Genomic DNA, 18108 nt, shown 5'->3' on the forward strand with positions numbered 1-18108 from the left:
TACTAAGAGAAATACTATACATGAGGTGTATAGTAGGTTAGACAAAATATAATATAACAATAGAGTAAAACTGAACATTCTCAAATTATGAGAGAATGTTCGGTTTTTTGTTATATAAAAGTGTGGTGATAAGTTCGTGGCAAAAAGATTTAGAAAAATTGATATCGATAAATTAATTAAAGAAGGACGTGGAACGGGTGTTGGCATTGAATATAAACCTTGGATTAAGATTCAAGATGTGCCGTCTTTAGGAAGAAGTACCAGGTTAAAAGGAATAAAAACAGGTAGACAGCATGAGTTTCTTTCTGATATGGAAAAAAATTATTTCTATATTGTAGAGTATTCAGAATGTGCACGCGATATAAGAGAGCAATATCCCTTACTTCCAATAGAAGAAACCTTAACAATAGCTAAAGAGTTAGGAATTGAGCATCCCAAAAACCCTAAAAATGGTGAGTATATAGTAATGACCACAGACTTTTTTATAACTAAGGAGACAGAAGGTAAAATAGCCAATATAGCAAGAACAATAAAAGCAAAAGATATGCTTATGAATAAAAGAGTAATTGAAAAATTTGAGATAGAACGTGTTTATTGGGAAAGGAAAGGAGTTGAATGGTCAATAGTCACGGAAGAAGAAATAAATAAAACAATTGCAGAAAATATAAGCTTTTTTCATAGTTATTATAACATTGAAGATATAGATACCTTTGTAACTATTGATAAAACAGAACTTGAAGATTTAGTTCTAGAATATATTAAAAGAACAATTGATACGGATAATTCAGTTAGGAAAGTATCATCGATTTTTGACAAAGATATGAATTTATCAAAAGGAACGGGGATAGCTATATTTAAGCATTTACTAGCAAGGAAGATTATTCTTACTGACCTTTCAAAATCAATAGATATAGATACGAAAATGGATATTGATTTATCAGAAAACATATTGCATAAGGAGTTTAATATATCATGATAATGGAAAATGAAGTATTTAAGTATCTCGACGGAAAGGCTGAAAGAATAAGAATAATTTATATTGATAAAGAAAAAGCTGAAGTATCTTTTGTAAATTTAGATATTAAATTATGTACACCAAAGCAAGAAAAGTTAAGCAAATTTCAAGAAGAAATTGAAAATGATATATTGGTAAAATTAACTGATCCTCATTTAAAGAATATAGATGAAAGTAAAATATCAAAAGTAGAAAAACAAAAAAGAGATGCACATTGGGATTTAATATATAAGGTATGGGAAAATAGAAAAAAAGAATTTTTAGACAAAAGAACAAGAAATAAACTTTTGGAAGAAATTTCATTTTCATCAAGTGTTCCGGTTATAACTATAAGAAGACTTTTGAGCAGATTTTGGCAAAGAGGAATGACTAAAAATTCTTTGTTACCAGATTATAAAAATTCAGGAGCAAAAGGAAAGGAAAGAATTTTATTAGATAATAAGGTTGGTAGGCCTAAAAAAGCAAGCTATTCTGGGGAGGTAATTGAAGGCATTAATATTACTATGGACATAAAAAAACAATTCGATTTGGCAATAAACAAGTATTATAGAACTAGCAATAAAATAAGTATTGTTGAGACCTACAACTATATTTTAAGAGACTTTTTTTCAGATCCAATTATAGAAAATGGAGAAAGAAAGTTTATCATATGGGATAAATCAAGAATACCTACCTACGAGCAATTCTACTACTGGTTTAAAAAATTTGAAGATCCAAAGAAAGACATAATTTTAAGAAAAAGTGAAAAAGAGTTTGCTTTGAAAAATAGAGAAATACTTAGTAATTCTACAATTGAAACAGATGGTCCAGGAACTCGCTTTCAAGTTGATGCAACTATTGCTGATATTTATTTGGTTAGTTCTTTAGATAGAAACAGAATTATAGGAAGACCTATTGTTTATGCTATAATTGATGTTTTTTCAAGACTTTTAACAGGTATTTATGTTGGATTAGAGGGACCATCTTGGCTAGGAGCTATGATGGCGTTGGATAATATGGTTACAGATAAAGTTGAATTTTGTAGAAGCTATGATATAGAAATAACCGAGGACCAATGGCCAGCTAAACATATTCCGGATATTATAATAGCTGATAGAGGAGAATTTGAAGGGTATTCAGTAGAAAATTTAATAAATAATTTGAACATTAAAATTGAAAATACATCACCATACAGAGGTGACTTAAAAGGGATAGTGGAAAGAAATTTTAGAACTTTAAATACAAAGATAAAGCACAAAACGCCTGGTGCAATTCAAAAGGAATATAGAAAAAGAGGTGATAGAGATTATAGACTAGATGCAACGCTTACTATAGAAGAATTTACTAGGATATATATAAATCTTGTACTTCTTCACAATAGCAAAATAATTGATAAGTATCCAATGGAGAAGGAAATGCTTCTGGGTGATGTACTTCCAATACCGATACAACTTTGGAAGTGGGGAATAGAAAACAAAAAAGGAAGACTTAGAACTATTGATAAAGAAGTGCTTAGACTTAATATACTTCCAAAGGGTAGAGCAAATGTTTCAAGGGCAGGCATAAGATTTAAAGGATTATATTACGGTTCTAAAAAGGCACTAGAGGAGCAATGGTTTATAAAATCAAAGGTGAGAAGTACAGAAATATTATATGATCCAAGAAATATGAATAATATATATATACCACATGATGATGGTAAAAATTTTGAAACTTGTTACTTACTCGAACCAAGTAAACAATACAAGAATTGTATTTTAGAAGAAATTGTATTCAACTTTGAACTTATTTCAGAGTTAAAGGAAATGGAAAAGGATAGACAAAATCAACAAAATGTTAATGTTGATGCTGAGATAGAGAAAATAGTTAAGGAAGCCAAGAAGAATAAAGATAGAGAAATAAATAGTGAAAGCAATAATAAAAAACTTAAAGGAATTAGGAATAATAGAACCTTTGAAAAGGAATTTAATAGAGAAAAAGAAGTATTCCATCTAGGAAAAGAAAACAGTGAAGTTAAAGAGGGAGCAGTAATAGAATTACATAAGAATAATGCATCTGAAAATGCAGTAACAGGCAAGGACAGAATAATGGAAATGCTTAAAAAGAAAAGAGATGAAAAACGTGAAAAATGATGAGAAAATAATAATTCTAAAGGGAGATACTGAAATAGCAAAGTATAAGCAACAAGAAATTGAGGAGTATAGTGATAATCCCTTTATTGAAGCTTTGCCTCATATATTTAACGAAGAAGAAGTAATAGATCGTTTTACTGTAGCGCCCACAATAAGAAGTGAAGATACAGTAAAAGCCACAAATTTAAGATACCACATAATTAAAAGGGTTAAAAATTTTATTCAGCCGTTACCAATACATATTACCTTAGAGAGAAGATTATCTGCACTTATTAGAAGAGGATATTTGGCCAGAAACCCATTGAGTAAAACTTTTCTTGAAAGACTTAGAATATTAAATGAACTTAGAGATGAAAATGCTGAGGATAACGAACTTAATAAGCGAATGAGTCACATTAGAACCACAGCAGATAGTATATCAATTATAGGGATATCAGGCATCGGCAAAACTACAGCAATAGAAAGATTGTTGTTAATGTATCCACAAATTATAAAACATGAGGAATATAAAGGGGAGTATTTCAGTAGAACTCAAATTGTATGGCTTAAAGTAGATTGCCCTTATGATGGCAGTCTAGCAACACTTTGTAAAAGCTTCTTTAAAGCAATAGATGATTTGCTAGGAACTAGGTACTTAGAGAAGTTTGGTTATGCTAATAGGGTTACGTCTTCAATGATGTTACATATGACTACGTTAGCTAGTATGTATGGTATTGGTGTTCTAGTTATTGATGAAATTCAACAGTTATTAAGTGCTAAAAACGACATGGAGGAGATGTTGAATTTTTTTGTAACCTTGAGTAATACGGTTGGTATACCTACAGTACTTATTGGAACTAGTAAAGCGCAACAAATATTTAAGGGGAATTTTAGGCAGACAAGAAGAGCAGCTAGTGATGGATCTATAATGTGGGATAGAATGGAAAAAGAAAGTGTTGAGTGGCAGTTCTTTTTAGAAACCATCTGGGATTTTCAAGGTCTTAAGGAAAAGGATTCGCTTACAACAGAGGTTATGGATGTCTTCTATGATAATTGTCAGGGAATAACTGCAGTAGCAGTAAATCTATTTATATTGGCACAAGAAAGAGCCTTATCAGAAGGAAAAGAAAAGATTACAACAAAGATTTTAAGAGATACGACTAAAGAAGATCTTGCTATGCTACAGCCTATGATAAAGGCACTAAGGAATAATAACCAATTTGAAATTATGAAATATGAAGATATCTCTTTAAACCTAGATGATATTGCCTTTGGGCATACCAGAAATATAGAGCTTAATGGAAAAATTGAAGAATTGTTCAAGGAGAGAAAGAAAACTATTGAGCTTAAAAGAAGGAATACAGTTGAAAATTTAGTTATGGATTTATGTGAAATAGGAATATTTGATAATTTAGATAATTTACAAATGCGCAAGTTAGTTGAAAAAATAGTTAATGATCAGCCGGTGGAGGAAGCTTATAACTCAATAAAAGTTTTAGCTGTAAAGAAAGCCATGGAGCTTAATGAAAAAGCAGATAAGGCTGTAAAAAATGCAAGAAAGGAGGTTAAAAGGGACGGTTTGTTATATTTGTATGAAAAGGCAATAAAGACTAAACAGCATCCGTATGAAGCATTGAAGCAAAATGGATATATTAAAGATCCTGTTGAAGAATTTTTAAAAGTAAATTAGAAAATATAATTTAAGAGGGATGGGTGGTTAAAAAATGTATTACAGAGGAGAGAACTATAATGCTACATTTTTTTACTGACCCTTACAAAGATGAACTTATTTATTCAGCAATTTCAAGATACCACTACTATACTGGAAATATAGATTTTAAAGATACTTTAGAAGAGATCTTTGACAAAAGAAGCATTATACCTAGTCTGGAAATAGGAAGTAATATAGAAGCGTTAGCTGAAAATATAGGTGGTAAATATACGGCAGACTATATTATTAATAACCATACCATATATCCTTTCTATAGTCCTTTTTTACCTAAGAAAAGGCAGAAGCAAATATTAAAAGAAATAAAATTTCAGAATGGAAAAGGGATATATGCAAAAATAGGAATAATAGCAGGAAGTATATGTAGAAAAGAATATATCTATTACTGTCCATTTTGTGCTAAGGAGAATATAGAAAGGTATGGAGAAGCCTTTATACATAGGGAACATCAGCTTCAAGGAGTATTTTTATGCTATAAACATGAAATTGAATTAAAAAAATATCCTATAAGTAAAATGGATGTAAGTAGACTTGAATATATAAGGTTGGATGCAAAATCACTAGATTTAAAAGATTTCAGTATAGATAAAAGTAAATACCAGGATAAGCTACTGAAAATAGCTAAGGATGCTTACTACTTATTAAATCAGGACTTCAATAATATTTCAAAGGAAAAAACATCAGAGAATTATAAAAACTTATTGTATGAAAGAGGGCTAACTACTTCTAGTGGAAGAGTAAAACAAAGGGAGTTATATGAGGAATTCATAAACTTCTATGGTAAAGAGTTTTTGGAATTAATGGAATCATCAATAGATATAGAAGATGAGTTTAATTGGCTAAAGGTAGCTACAAGAGATGAAGAAAGGACAGTGCATCCAATAAGGCATTTATTGTTGATAAATTTCTTGCAAGGTGATATTTCAAAGTTTTTTAAGTATATAAATTATCAGTATAATCCATTTGGAAAAGCTCCTTGGCCATGTCTAAATAGAGTTGCCGACCATTATAAAAAGAAAGTGGTTAGAACTATAAATATAACACAGGATTATAAAACTAGAGTTCCTGTTGGAACGTTTATCTGCTCTTGTGGCTTTGTGTATTCGAGAAAAGGACCAGATAAAACAGAGCAAGATAAGTTTAAGATTGGGCGAATTAAGAGTTTTGGATTCACCTGGGAGAATAAGCTAAAAGCATTGCTTAGCAATAGAAAATATGGAGTGAGAGAAATTAGCAGGATTATGAGTTGTGATTGTAAAACAGTTATAAAATATGCTAATAGTCTAGGGCTTGTTTCTTCAATAAATACAGAGATTAAAGTTTGTGAAGTAGAACAGAAAAGCAGAGAATTAAGCACAACTGTTGAAAACAATTATAAAAATGATGTGATTGATTTTATAAACAGCAACGAACGATGTACACGCCAGCAGTTAAGGAATAATTTAAAGAAAGAATATATATGGTTATACAGGCATGACAAGCCTTGGCTTAAAAATAATTTACCTGAAAGCATTCCTCGTGGTAAAAGAAATAAAAGTGAAAATAACAGAGTTGATTGGAAGACAAGGGATAATGAATATCTAAAGTTAATAAAAGAAAAAAATGAGATTATGCTAAGGTTAGCTGTTCCCGTTAGAATAACAAAATCAAGTATTGGTAAATCAACTGGACTGCTTGCAGCATTGGAAAAAAATATAGATAAATTACCCAATACTGAAAAATATCTGAGTGAAATAATTGAGAGCGTTGAAGAGTTTCAATTAAGAAGGTGCAAGTTAATAATTAATAATAAAATTAAGGAAGAAAAAAATATAAAGCTCTGGGAGATTCAAAGACAGGCAGGAATTAGAAGTGAAGTTTTTGTAAAGTTAAAAAAAACATTGATAGATTATATAAATATGGAGGTTAACTTATGAAAAAAAATCAGGCTAAAATAAAGGAGTGGCCTTTTCAAAAGGGTGAAAGCACTAAATTAATTTGGATTGGTGAACCATTTAAACAAAATAATAAGTGGATGATTAATTCATATTTCAAGGGTGATAAAAATACTAGAAGAGTGTTACTGGATTGGGCTAGTTTACACTTTTTAGTTACAGGAAAATATTATATAGATGGAGATTTAAATAACGCAGAAGTTCAAGATAATAGTGAAGTTATAAATATAAATTTAAATTCCATAAAAGTAGAATACAGGCAAAGACCATGGGAGATATGGGGAACAGGATTCAAAGATAAAACAACATCAAAAACATTCAGTTTTGTAAATCAGGGAGATTTATATATAATACCTATAATTGAAATAATAAGAGCTGTTTTGGCACCAAGCAAATTCATGCTAAATAGGATATTAGAAATGGATTCCTTTGAAAACTATTTTACATACACGATAGACAAAAGAAGGCTTGAAATACACTTCACATGGGAATATGATAAGAAACTACTAAAAGACGATAAAATAAATCATTTAGCATGGCTGCTAACAAATCATAAAGTAATAAGGATGTTTAACAACATAGGACAAAGTATATGGCAGGATGGAGAGTTGAAATTTGGTTTTTCATTAGATGATTTCAACATTAAGGCACTGGTAGAAAAGAAAGGTACATATACAAAAGTATTAGAGATACTGGCTCTAAAGAAAAAGAAAATTAATGTAGAAGAAATAAATGTGTATCATCCAAGTTTAGAGGAATCAAAAATCAGTAATGAAGCTAAAATCAGAAAATATATTAATAAAAATTCTTGCAGCGATAGAGATTTAACTTCTGATGGAGATGGCGCAACAAAAACTTCAGAGGAGATAAATACTTTATTAATAACACATGAATATGAAAGACTTCCACAGATACATAGGAGCAAAAAAGGCATTAGAATAACTAGAAAAAAGGAAAATGAAAACACAAAAAAATATATTTTAGAAGATGATAGATTAAGAACTACGGCAGATGGTGGTGGCGAAGAAGTAATTAGAGGGTTGGAATTTATTAATAGAGATAATGTAGACGAAAAAGGTGAATTGGAGGAGTTCATAGGAATAATAAGGCTTTTAGGAGATAGACATGATATAAGGAAAGTAGATATAATTATTGGCGAACTTTCACAAGGAAGAAAAGCTAAGAGATTTTCAGTGTTAAGTGATGGGATTACTAGAAGGAAATATGCGATAGGCAAGATAGTTATGATGGATGGTAAAGAACGTAGTTTAATTGATGTAGAAAGAGAAAATAGGGCCTTGTCGATGCTAATAATAAAAGCAAATATCTTAGTAGATTGGAAAGGAATCTATAGTTTACTGCTATTAGGATTAGTTGATGAAAGTGGAAAATGGAGTAATGAAGCTATAGATAAAATTAAGAAAAATGGGGCGAATATATACAGAAGTAAACATATTAGCAAAAATATATTTGATAAAGAAATTCATGTTTATAAGAAAATTTTATAATAAAGAATGAATACTTAAAGTTAAAACTAAGATGAATGCTAGCATGGAAAATGGAAAGTTAGAAGTTAGAAGTTATAAATATATTGGTATTTCAATCGATAAAAAAGCTGGACTTTTTATTAAATATAAGGTACCGTATATTTAAGGTACCGTATATTTAATAAAAATATTTATTGCAGGAGTTGTAGATTGATGACTAAAGAGAAAAATGTATATAAACAATATTTTACACCAAAAAAAATTGCAGAACTAATGGTAAAATATATTCCTAAAATAGATATTGATAATGTGATAGATTTAGCAGTTGGTGATGGTGAATTACTTAAGGCTGTATCAAATAAATTTGATAATATACAGCTATATGGAGCGGATATAGATAGCAATATAATTAATACATTAAAGAATGATAAAAGTTTGAATGACCTTAATCTATGGATTGGTGATAGTTTAAATAGTCGTATTGGTAATTGGAGAGATTATAATGATATAATTAAAAATGATAAATTTTCATTAACAGTTGGGAATCCTCCATTTGATTACTTTATTAAGAAGAGTGTCGGCAACAAAAAAGGAATTAAATACCCTATAGAAATTGGATTTTTACTAAAATATATAAATATAACTAGAGAGGGTGGTTATATAGCTATTATTTTGCCAAATGGAATTTTATCTAATCCAAATTCTAAGCAAATAAGACGGGAGATATTAGAAAAGACACATGTTGAATGTGTTATAAACTTATATAGAAATTCATTTAAAAAGGTAAGTGCAGATATTTCAATATTAATATTGAAAAAACAAACTAATAACAATATACAGAGATATGTAAATATAAAAAAAGTGGATCAATATTTTAATGAAGAAGATATATATATATATGGTGAAGAGGCTATTGAAAGACTTGACTTCGATTATTATAAAAAAAGAGAACAGATAAACGAGATTTTAGAATCTGTTCCTTATGAAATGGTTAAAATAAAGGATATTGTTGGAAGTTGTAGAAGAGGCGTAACTATAACTGATAAAAAAGAATGTATTTCAAATCAAGGAATTCCATTTATTCATACAACAGATATTGATAATATTATTATTAAGAAAGACAAACTAAAATATATAAACTCGAAATATGAATATAAGTTTGAAAATGCAAGAGTGAAAATAGGAGATGTACTTATAGCAAGAGTTGGATCAAATTGTATCAAAAAGATAGGTGTTGTTACTAATAAATTTGAAGAAGGAATTTCAAGTGATTGTTTATTTATTTTAAGTGATTTAAAAATAAATCCTTATTTTTTAGCATTATATATGAGAAGTGATTTAGGATATAAGCAACTTGAGTATTTAAAAAGGGGATCTTGTTCAAAATTTATAACAAAAGAAGACATACTGAATATTCTAGTGCCTGTTATACCAAATGATATACAGAAAACATTTGAATATAAAATTAAAAGTATGTCAAATAAATATAGTATAAAAAAATATAATGATAGAGTGGATAGAAAAATAGAAGAGGAAATTAGAAAAATAGAAATGTTAGTGGGGTGTAAAAATGATAAGTGCACCATCGAGGTATGCGCATCTACCTACTAAAGAAGAGGATTATAAGTATATTATAGATAAGATAGATAATGGTATGTTTGTAGAAAATGTAGATGACATAATAGCAGAATCAAAATCTAGGAAGACAGTCAAACATAATTATAGAACTAACCTTAAAAATTTAGGCTTATTTACTTATAGTATTTTGAATGGAAAAAAAATAATAGAATTAAATAATAATGTTTATTTATATAAAAAAAATATTATTAGTCTTCGAGAATTACTTAAAGTAATAATTGAGAATAACAAAGAACTTATGGATATAAAACAGTTATCAGAAAAAAATGGCATTTTTGATTTTAAACTAGAAAGCATAGCTATATTGCTAAATAGTCAATTTCCAAATAGGGGATATGATAATATATTAAGGTGGTTTAGACCTGTAGTCTTTTTATTAGTGTATGTATATTTGGATGATAAAGCATTTGTAAATGATATATACCTAAAATCATTAGAGGCAATTCAAAATGAATATTTTAATATTGCGAGTGATTATGGAGAACCTGTTGCAATTGAAGAAATAGAATTGAAAATTATGAAAAAATATCCAAAACTTAATGTAATAGATATGTGGAATAAAGTGTATTCTGATGAGAACTTAGAATATAAGTTATCATTTATTACATTTCCAAGCTGGTTTACAGAACATAAACATTTAATTATTAATGGAAAGGTTTTTACACATATAAGAATTAAGAAGAATATTATTTGAGGTGAATGTAAATGGGGAACCCTATATTATCAAAAAAAAGTGAAACTATCTTCGAAGATAAATTTGATAAATTATCTATGAAAGATATTGCAATTGAACTAAAACATTATAGAATTGGTACTGCACCAGAGAATCCATCATTTGTTGCTAATCAAGAAGAAGCTAAGCATAAAATTATTGAAAAATTTAAAGATTTTTTTGACTTATCTACAGGATTAGAACTGCCTATTTTAATTAGTAATATAGGTGATGGAAAAACTCATTTTATAAGGATGATATCAGATGCATTCTCTAAAGTTAACAATGTTAGAGTTAGACGTATATATATAAGAGATGAGCAAGTAGATATTAAATTGAAAATATTGGAGGCTGTTGAAAGAAATGAAATAAAAAATTGTGTAAACAAAATATTTAAAAAATATAAAGTCGCCAGTAATGATGAAAACTATGCTGTGGCAAATTTACAAGAAAAGTATGGTATAAATAAAAATTTGGCAATTACTTTGATAAAGGGTAATTTAAATGATGTGAAAATTCATACACAGGCAATACAATTACTTAAAGGAAATTTTGAGGTGGAATTTATTGATACGTATTTATATAATTTTCAGGAGTCTTCTGAAGAATTCTATTTTGACTTTTTGAAAATATTATGTGATTATTTCGAAGCTGAAAATTTATATACTATAATAGTATTTGATGAGATAGAGCATGTAATGGATTGGAAAGATCAAGAAAAACAAAAAAGGTTTTTTAGAAATATTAAAGAATTAACGGATAAATTAACTTTATATAAAAACCTATTTTTAATTCTTGCTGCAACACAAATTTATGGTGGTGAGGACTTTGTCCAACATATTAATTTAATCGAACCAGCAACGTATGATAGAATGAAATCATTATTTATAAATTTAAAGGATATAAGCTCAGATGAAGAGGTAATGAATCTAATAAATTATTTAAAAAAAAGATATGAAAAATATTATTCAATAAACTTAGATGAAAATTTAGTTTTTACTCATTTAAAGCAACGATTTAAAACTGAGAGAGTTGAAAATACGTATAGGAATTATGCACAAGAGATTACCAAAATATTTGATGAGTATAGAAATAATGAACATTGTAATGAAGAAATTAGTGATAAAAAAGAGAAAAATGCTTTTAATAATATAGATGTGGACACGTATGATGCTAAAAAACAAGCACTAATAAGATGGAAAAATGCTGCTTCGCCTATAGCTAATAAATCTTTTATTGTTGAGGCAGTGGGAGCACTATTAGTGTTGAGTGGAAATGAATTAATTAATATAAATAGGAGAACAGGTTACATAATTGTATCAAGTAAAGAAAAAGAAAAAAAATTATTTTATATAACATATACTTCTAGGAAAAATTTTGCTAAATTATTTAGTGATAAGTTGAATGTAGCACTTCGTATAAAAGAACAAAAGTCTATAAAGTCACTTGTTTATTTATATCCAAAAGAATTGACAAAATTAGATAAAAATCAGATTGATTCATATAGAAACCAGGGTATTGAGATTGTAAGTTATGATGATCAATTAATCATTAAACTTTTGATTCTATTAGATGAAAAAGTATCTGTAGATTATAAAAAACAAATTGCAAATGATATAAAAAAAAGTGGTGATTTTGTAATATGAGTGAATTAAGTGTATTGAGTATATTGAGAGAAGATGAAAAAGTAGAAGGTGCATTTTTCAATATTGATGGATACTATTTTTATAGGTTAAATGGTATCCATGAATATCGTGTTATGGAACACGATATTCATGTTAATTTAGGAAATAAGCAATTATATTTATATAAAGATGTGATTAGTATTTTAAGAGATATAGATCAATCTCCGGTATACACGAATGTTGATCCTAATAAAAAAGAAGATGAACAAGATGTGTATATAAAATGGCTTACAGATTCTCCAAAGGGAGAGTATGAGTACATTAGAGATTTTGAATCAAAAATTTATAAAAAAGATGAAATTCTCTTTCATGATTTTATGAAAGAATATATTGAAATATGTAAATTTAAAGATGCAAATATAGATTGTAGCATTGTTTTTATAGGATATACTTTAATAGATAATAATTTTGAGATAAAAATTAAGGCATTCAATTATAAAATATTAAATAATATAAGTAAAAAAATAGCTCAGCAATTTTCTAAACATAAATTTATTGTTAAAAGTGACAATTTAAATTGGTTAAGACTTGATGAATTTATTGTTGAAGATAATGCTGAAATTACTAGTCCTAACGGTAATAAATTATTAATTAATACATTAAAACCGTCTATGGGGAAAATTTTTGAGTATTTATTCAAAAAAATTGATAAAGAAGGATATATTGATCTTAAGATTGATGAAAAGAAAGATAAAAAAGAAGAAGCAATTTTAAAAAATTTGATAAATAACAAAAAACAACTATATGGTTTGTTAAAACCATACTTGAAACTTTTTATTAATAACCAATTTATGTATTTACACGATGAAACGGCTCTAGATTTAAAAGATGAAAAAAATAATAGAATATTTAGTTTTTCACCTAGATTAATGCAATATTATCAAAAGCAATGGTTTGAAGATTTTATTGGTGAAATTTTAATGATAATAAAAGATAAATATAAAGGGTTTAGTATAAAATCTACCATGAGGAATAAGATATTTAATTTTTATAAAGATGGTGATAATAGTCACAATATAGAAATTGATTGGATTATAGATGTTGAGAAAGGTGGAGTAAATAGAACCATTGGTATAGAATGTAAAAAGACATTGAAAAAAAACTATAATAAAGCAACAAGAGATAAAGTATATACTAAGATAGTTGAAAGTGGTAAGGCTATTGTTGATGGATATTTAATAGTTGGATATTTTAAGGAAGCTGGCTTTCTTGGTGACATGATTTTATCTTCTCAAGATGAATATAAACCTTCAATAATTTTTAATGAAGATGAATATTCAGATGAAGATGTTTTTATACAATACTTGTCTATTTGTGATACCGATATTAAGGATATACAAAATAAAATAATTAAGTGTATTGAAATAATTTATAAAAATAGCTAAAATAACCAAGTTAACTATCTTAATCTTTAAAATGAAGTTTAGATTAAATATTATATGAAGATAAATAGTACAAGCAAAGTGCGTACTAGGAGAAAAGAATAATATAATAAACAATAGCGTAAAAGTCTTTGATAAAGAATTATAAAAAACCTGATATTTACAAATTAATTAAAGACCGATATATAACAGGTGTCTTGTTAATAGAAAATAAGAGGAGATTTTTTGGAGCTTATTAATTAAATTGTTAGATTGGGGTGGATTACTGACAATAAATTAGATAGTACAGATGGCACTAAGTAATGTGTTATTAAGTTTAACGGGGGAGGTGATGTAATGATTCCAGCTTTATCATTATTGGAATTAGATACAAAGATTAATGAAATATATGATTTTGGAGAAAGAAGAATAGTTGGTATAATATTTGCTAGATATAATATTTCTTTAGTAAAAAATGTAATAGATGAATGTTATCAATATTGGAATCGTAATTCAGAAAAAGGATTTGATATTTTATGGCCAGGGTATGGTGAATACCTTCCAATAGATATGGAATCAGATGATAAGAAAATTTTAGAATTTTCAGGAAACATAAATCGTGTGTATTTTGATCTTGATAAATTTATAAGTAGTAAGAAAGAAATGAATTTAATGAAAAAAGTTACATATCATGATAAGTTTGAACTTCTATTAGCAAACTATCATGATGGACATATTTACTATAATGAAAACATTCGTATAGATCTTGAAAAAAATTTGGATAATCACTATGCAAGTATAAGGACAATTATGGAATTTATCACAGAAGAATCTAGATCAAGGTCTGATGTTGGTTCTTTACGTAGAAAAATGATAAAAGAAGATGCAATAAAAGAAATTAAAGGTATAAAATTTAGTAAGATTATATCAACAACAAATAAGATTATCTCTTATTTAAAATAAAAAGATACTTAAATTTTGATTAAACAATAGTATTCTTATTATTATTATAATAACATGATTTATTAATAATTAAATATTAGATTTTAAAGGATATTTTGATCAAACTTTATTACAAAAATTCATTGTAAAATACTTAATAAAGTTCTGGTTTTAATCAAACTTTGTTTAAAAATTAATTTTAGATTTAACGATTTTAAGGCATTTGTTAAAGACGTTTTGATCAAACTTTATTATAAACCAACATTTGTTGTAGGTTTTAAATAAAGTTTAACCATTTGTAAAAAAGATGAATCAAAATTTTGCAATAGATACACTACTATACGTAATGAAGTATAGTAAAAATAATAGAATATTAAAAGTAAAGGCTATACATTCTTAAATAAAGAGTGTGTAGCCTTTGTTTTTGGGTGGTGATTAAATTAAATGGTAAAGAGAAAAGAAATAGTAATAGTAACAACATATATTGAAAAATTAGTTGATAAATAAAAATATGAATCTATGATTTTTTTTAGCAGCCCCAAATTAGTAATAAGAATTGACTGGAATATTCATGCATGTTATAATATGAATGAATAATTTTTAATTCATTCATATAATAACATGTGATATGATGCATTAAAGAAAAAACAACTGCATTTAATAGGGAGTGCACGGAAGAAAGCAGCCTATCAGGCAATTAAGGAATTCGAAAAAAACTTGAAGCAATATAGTGAAATCCAATTTGAGTACGTTTTCTTAAGTGAGTATCGCCTGGAGTTTTACAATGGCTGTAAGCTATGCTTCGATATAGGACAAGAATTTTGTCCTATAAAAGATGATAGGGGACGTACTGGTTGAGAAGATGGAGCATTAGGACGGCATCATCTTTGCTACCACGAGTTAAGCATTTCAGGTTTCAGCGCGCATGAAGAACATTTTGGACCTGGTTACCTATATATTCCACAGGCCAAGATTCTTTGGCAAGATCTTTACAGCCATTGTTACCCGGAGCATTTTTGGAGAAAATGCTATTCGTAAATATCTTGAAAGTACGGTGACGAACTTTGGATTTAATGTGATAAAGGTTGTTGTTTATCGATGTTGGAAACAATGATTGAACTTCAGCAGAAAAATTAAACATATATAAAGAGTTGTTTCAAATACAAGGAGGTAACTGATTTGATCGATAAAAAAACGGATATTATGAATTGTGGAAGAGAACTGTTCAGTTCAAAGGGATTTAAAGACACAAATGTTTCTGAAATAACAAAAATGGCAGGTATTGCTACCGGTACGTTTTATAACTACTATCCTTCAAAAGATAAATTATTTATGGACATTTATTTGGAAGAAAACGTTAAACTGAAAAAAAACATCATGGAGTCCATGGATTTAGAGGCCGACCCCATAAATGTCATGAAGGAAATGATGTTTATGAATCTTAAAGGCATGAGAGCAAATCCCATATTAAAGGAGTGGTATAACAGAGAGGTTTTCAATAAAATAGAACAAATTTATCGTGAAGAAAACGGACTTGATTATGTTGATTTCCTATACGACAGCTTTATCGAGATAGTAAAAAAGTGGCAGATTGAAGGAAAAATCAGAAACGATATCGATGCTGAGATGATTATGGCAATTTTTTCTGCTTTAACCAATATTGATACGCACAAGGAAGAGGTGGGGTTTCAATATTTCCCACACGTTTTAGATTACTTAGCGGAATTTACTATGAAAGGCTTGATGGATTGCTATAAGAATAAATAATCCGGTAAGGATGGAGAAGGCGGGGATGAATAAAGGGATCGAGCTCCTAAAATCTTTTCACGGAACCGAAGCAATTCTTATTGATATGAACTTAGTGGGTTACGTTACACGAGGTCTAAAAGACTACTTTCAGACGACTGAATGTATAAGAATAAATGTATTAGATATTTAGAATGGAGGGTTTACCATGAAGATTCTAGTTACTTAGTACTCAGCAACCAGCAACAATGAAGCTTCCGCTAACAGATCTGCATAGCGCTGATCTATTACCTGACCTTAAACCTGTTCGTAAAGATACATCGTCTTATGGAATAAATACGGTGGATATTAAAAAATCAACTAATACAATTGTGAAAATTGTGAGAGAAACAATTTTGAATTAGGAGTGGTTAAAATGAAAAGTAAGGGTGAGATAAAAATGAAAAAAAGGGGGAAATACAAAATGTTAGGATGGATTATAGCTCTAGTAATTATTGTTTCTTTGGGTATAGGAGGAACAGTAGGCTTGTCGTATTTTTCCAAGGAACGTAGTGAAGCGAAAAATCTTCCTCTTAATGGGGTAAACTTCAGTAGACTAAATGATGGCACTTATATTGGGGAGTATAAGGGTGGAATGTACAAATGGAGGGAAAATGAAGTTCGGATTAAAGTGTCTTCAGGTAAAGTTACTTATATTAAATTATTAAAAAATAAAGAGAATAAACCGCCTGAATTCACAAATGAATTGTTCAATAGAGTAATTAAAGCACAGTCACTGCAAGTGGACACAATCAGCGGTGCGACTCTCACCTCTAAAGCCTATCTCAAAGGAGTAGAAAATGCACTCAAGCAGGCTCAAAAATAGTTCATGATGGAGTATATGTAACAATGCCTTAGACAGTCAAGTGTTATATGTTTTTGATTAAACTTTGTTATAAAGTTTAACCATTTGTAAAAAAGATGAATCAAAATTTTGCAATAGATACACTACTATACGTAATGAAGTATAGTAAAAATAATAGAATATTAATATTAAAAGTAAAGGCTATACATTCTTAAATAAAGGGTGTGTAGCCTTTGTTTTTTAGGTGGGATTAATTAAATGGCGGTTTTGGCTCTGCCTTGACATTTGATAACTGTTGAGTTATAACTTTTAATTGAAGGAGATGTTAATAGTGGAAGAATTCATTGCACCTACAGAAACAGAAACAGAAATGAATAGATCTAAAGATTTAGTACATTCTTTATATAATAGTATTTCACAATCAAAAAAAAATAATTTTGATGATATTAAAGAAGTATTATTAAAAGTTTATGTAAAGCTAGATTTATCTAATGAAAAAAATATTCCGTTGATAAATAGATTAGTTAACTATATATATTTTACAGCTTATACAGAAAAACTACATTTTTCATCTAATGAAGAGAATATTATAAAAGAGTTATCTGGAATAGGTAAATATGCTGGTTTAAATGGTGTATATCGTTCGGATTATGGAGATAAATCTCAATTTTAAATGAACTAGGCGATAATGAAATATTAGCCTATAAAAATAAAATATAAAAAAGGAAGTAAAAAAACATCATAACTTATTGTTATGATGTTTTTTAGGGTAAAAATAGACAAATATCAACTTTCTCGTTTCAATACTAATGCTTAATTTTTGTATTTATGGAATTTTTAATGAAAATTAACATATTATATGGTAATATAATATTACCAACAATCATATAGTATGGGTTTTAAATTCAAATATTTAAAACCTATA

Annotated in this window: 14 protein-coding genes; all 14 read left to right on the top strand. The window is 28.1% G+C overall.

The features are described 5' to 3' along the window. The first annotated feature begins 136 nt into the window (after positions 1-136). The 14 genes from BR66_RS0103885 (at position 137) to BR66_RS0103955 (ending at position 17856) form a co-directional block, all read left to right on the top strand. Entirely contained in the window at positions 137-976 is an 840-nt protein-coding gene (locus tag BR66_RS0103885; RefSeq protein ID WP_026881728.1) for a heteromeric transposase endonuclease subunit TnsA, read from the top strand. Beyond that, entirely contained in the window at positions 973-3126 is a 2154-nt protein-coding gene (locus tag BR66_RS0103890; RefSeq protein WP_026881729.1) for a Mu transposase C-terminal domain-containing protein, read from the top strand. Before BR66_RS0103885 ends, BR66_RS0103890 begins: the two co-directional genes overlap by 4 nt. Further along, positions 3107-4795: an ATP-binding protein gene (locus BR66_RS0103895; RefSeq protein WP_242841105.1), complete on the top strand. Its 1689-nt coding sequence runs from the start codon at positions 3107-3109 to the stop codon at positions 4793-4795. The genes BR66_RS0103890 and BR66_RS0103895 overlap by 20 nt, the downstream gene beginning before the upstream one ends. 59 nt (positions 4796-4854) lie before the next feature. Then, positions 4855-6750 (top strand): TnsD family Tn7-like transposition protein, encoded by a 1896-nt coding sequence (locus tag BR66_RS0103900; RefSeq protein WP_026881731.1) that lies wholly within the window; start codon positions 4855-4857, stop codon positions 6748-6750. Further along, entirely contained in the window at positions 6747-8276 is a 1530-nt protein-coding gene (locus tag BR66_RS0103905; protein WP_026881732.1) for a Tn7-like element transposition protein TnsE, read from the top strand. The genes BR66_RS0103900 and BR66_RS0103905 overlap by 4 nt, the downstream gene beginning before the upstream one ends. 192 nt (positions 8277-8468) lie before the next feature. Beyond that, positions 8469-9866: an N-6 DNA methylase gene (locus tag BR66_RS0103915; protein ID WP_026881733.1), complete on the top strand. Its 1398-nt coding sequence runs from the start codon at positions 8469-8471 to the stop codon at positions 9864-9866. Next, on the top strand, positions 9826-10587 hold the full coding sequence (locus BR66_RS0103920; protein ID WP_026881734.1) for a hypothetical protein: 762 nt from the start codon (positions 9826-9828) through the stop codon (positions 10585-10587). The genes BR66_RS0103915 and BR66_RS0103920 overlap by 41 nt, the downstream gene beginning before the upstream one ends. Positions 10588-10598: 11 nt before the next feature. Next, a complete protein-coding gene (locus tag BR66_RS0103925; RefSeq protein ID WP_026881735.1) occupies positions 10599-12251 on the top strand; it encodes a hypothetical protein in 1653 nt (550 codons plus the stop codon). Beyond that, positions 12248-13675 (top strand): hypothetical protein, encoded by a 1428-nt coding sequence (locus BR66_RS0103930; protein ID WP_026881736.1) that lies wholly within the window; start codon positions 12248-12250, stop codon positions 13673-13675. Before BR66_RS0103925 ends, BR66_RS0103930 begins: the two co-directional genes overlap by 4 nt. Before the next feature lie 333 nt (positions 13676-14008). After that, positions 14009-14614, top strand: coding sequence for a hypothetical protein (locus BR66_RS24705; protein ID WP_026881737.1), 606 nt, complete (start codon positions 14009-14011; stop codon positions 14612-14614). A gap of 1158 nt (positions 14615-15772) precedes the next feature. Continuing rightward, positions 15773-16360: a TetR/AcrR family transcriptional regulator gene (locus BR66_RS0103940; RefSeq protein WP_026881738.1), complete on the top strand. Its 588-nt coding sequence runs from the start codon at positions 15773-15775 to the stop codon at positions 16358-16360. A gap of 25 nt (positions 16361-16385) precedes the next feature. Beyond that, the gene (locus BR66_RS25570; RefSeq protein WP_156946223.1) at positions 16386-16532 is read left to right on the top strand and encodes a hypothetical protein; all 147 of its coding nucleotides are present in this window, start codon (positions 16386-16388) and stop codon (positions 16530-16532) included. A gap of 222 nt (positions 16533-16754) precedes the next feature. Next, complete coding sequence (locus tag BR66_RS0103950; protein WP_242841106.1) at positions 16755-17204, top strand: FMN-binding protein; 450 nt, start codon at positions 16755-16757, stop codon at positions 17202-17204. 310 nt (positions 17205-17514) lie between these two features. Beyond that, positions 17515-17856, top strand: a complete 342-nt coding sequence (locus BR66_RS0103955) for a bacteriocin immunity protein (protein ID WP_242841107.1) — start codon at positions 17515-17517, stop codon at positions 17854-17856. Positions 17857-18108 lie beyond the last annotated feature (252 nt).

Source organism: Clostridium akagii DSM 12554 (genome assembly GCF_000686725.1).
GTDB lineage: Bacteria > Bacillota > Clostridia > Clostridiales > Clostridiaceae > Clostridium_I > Clostridium_I akagii.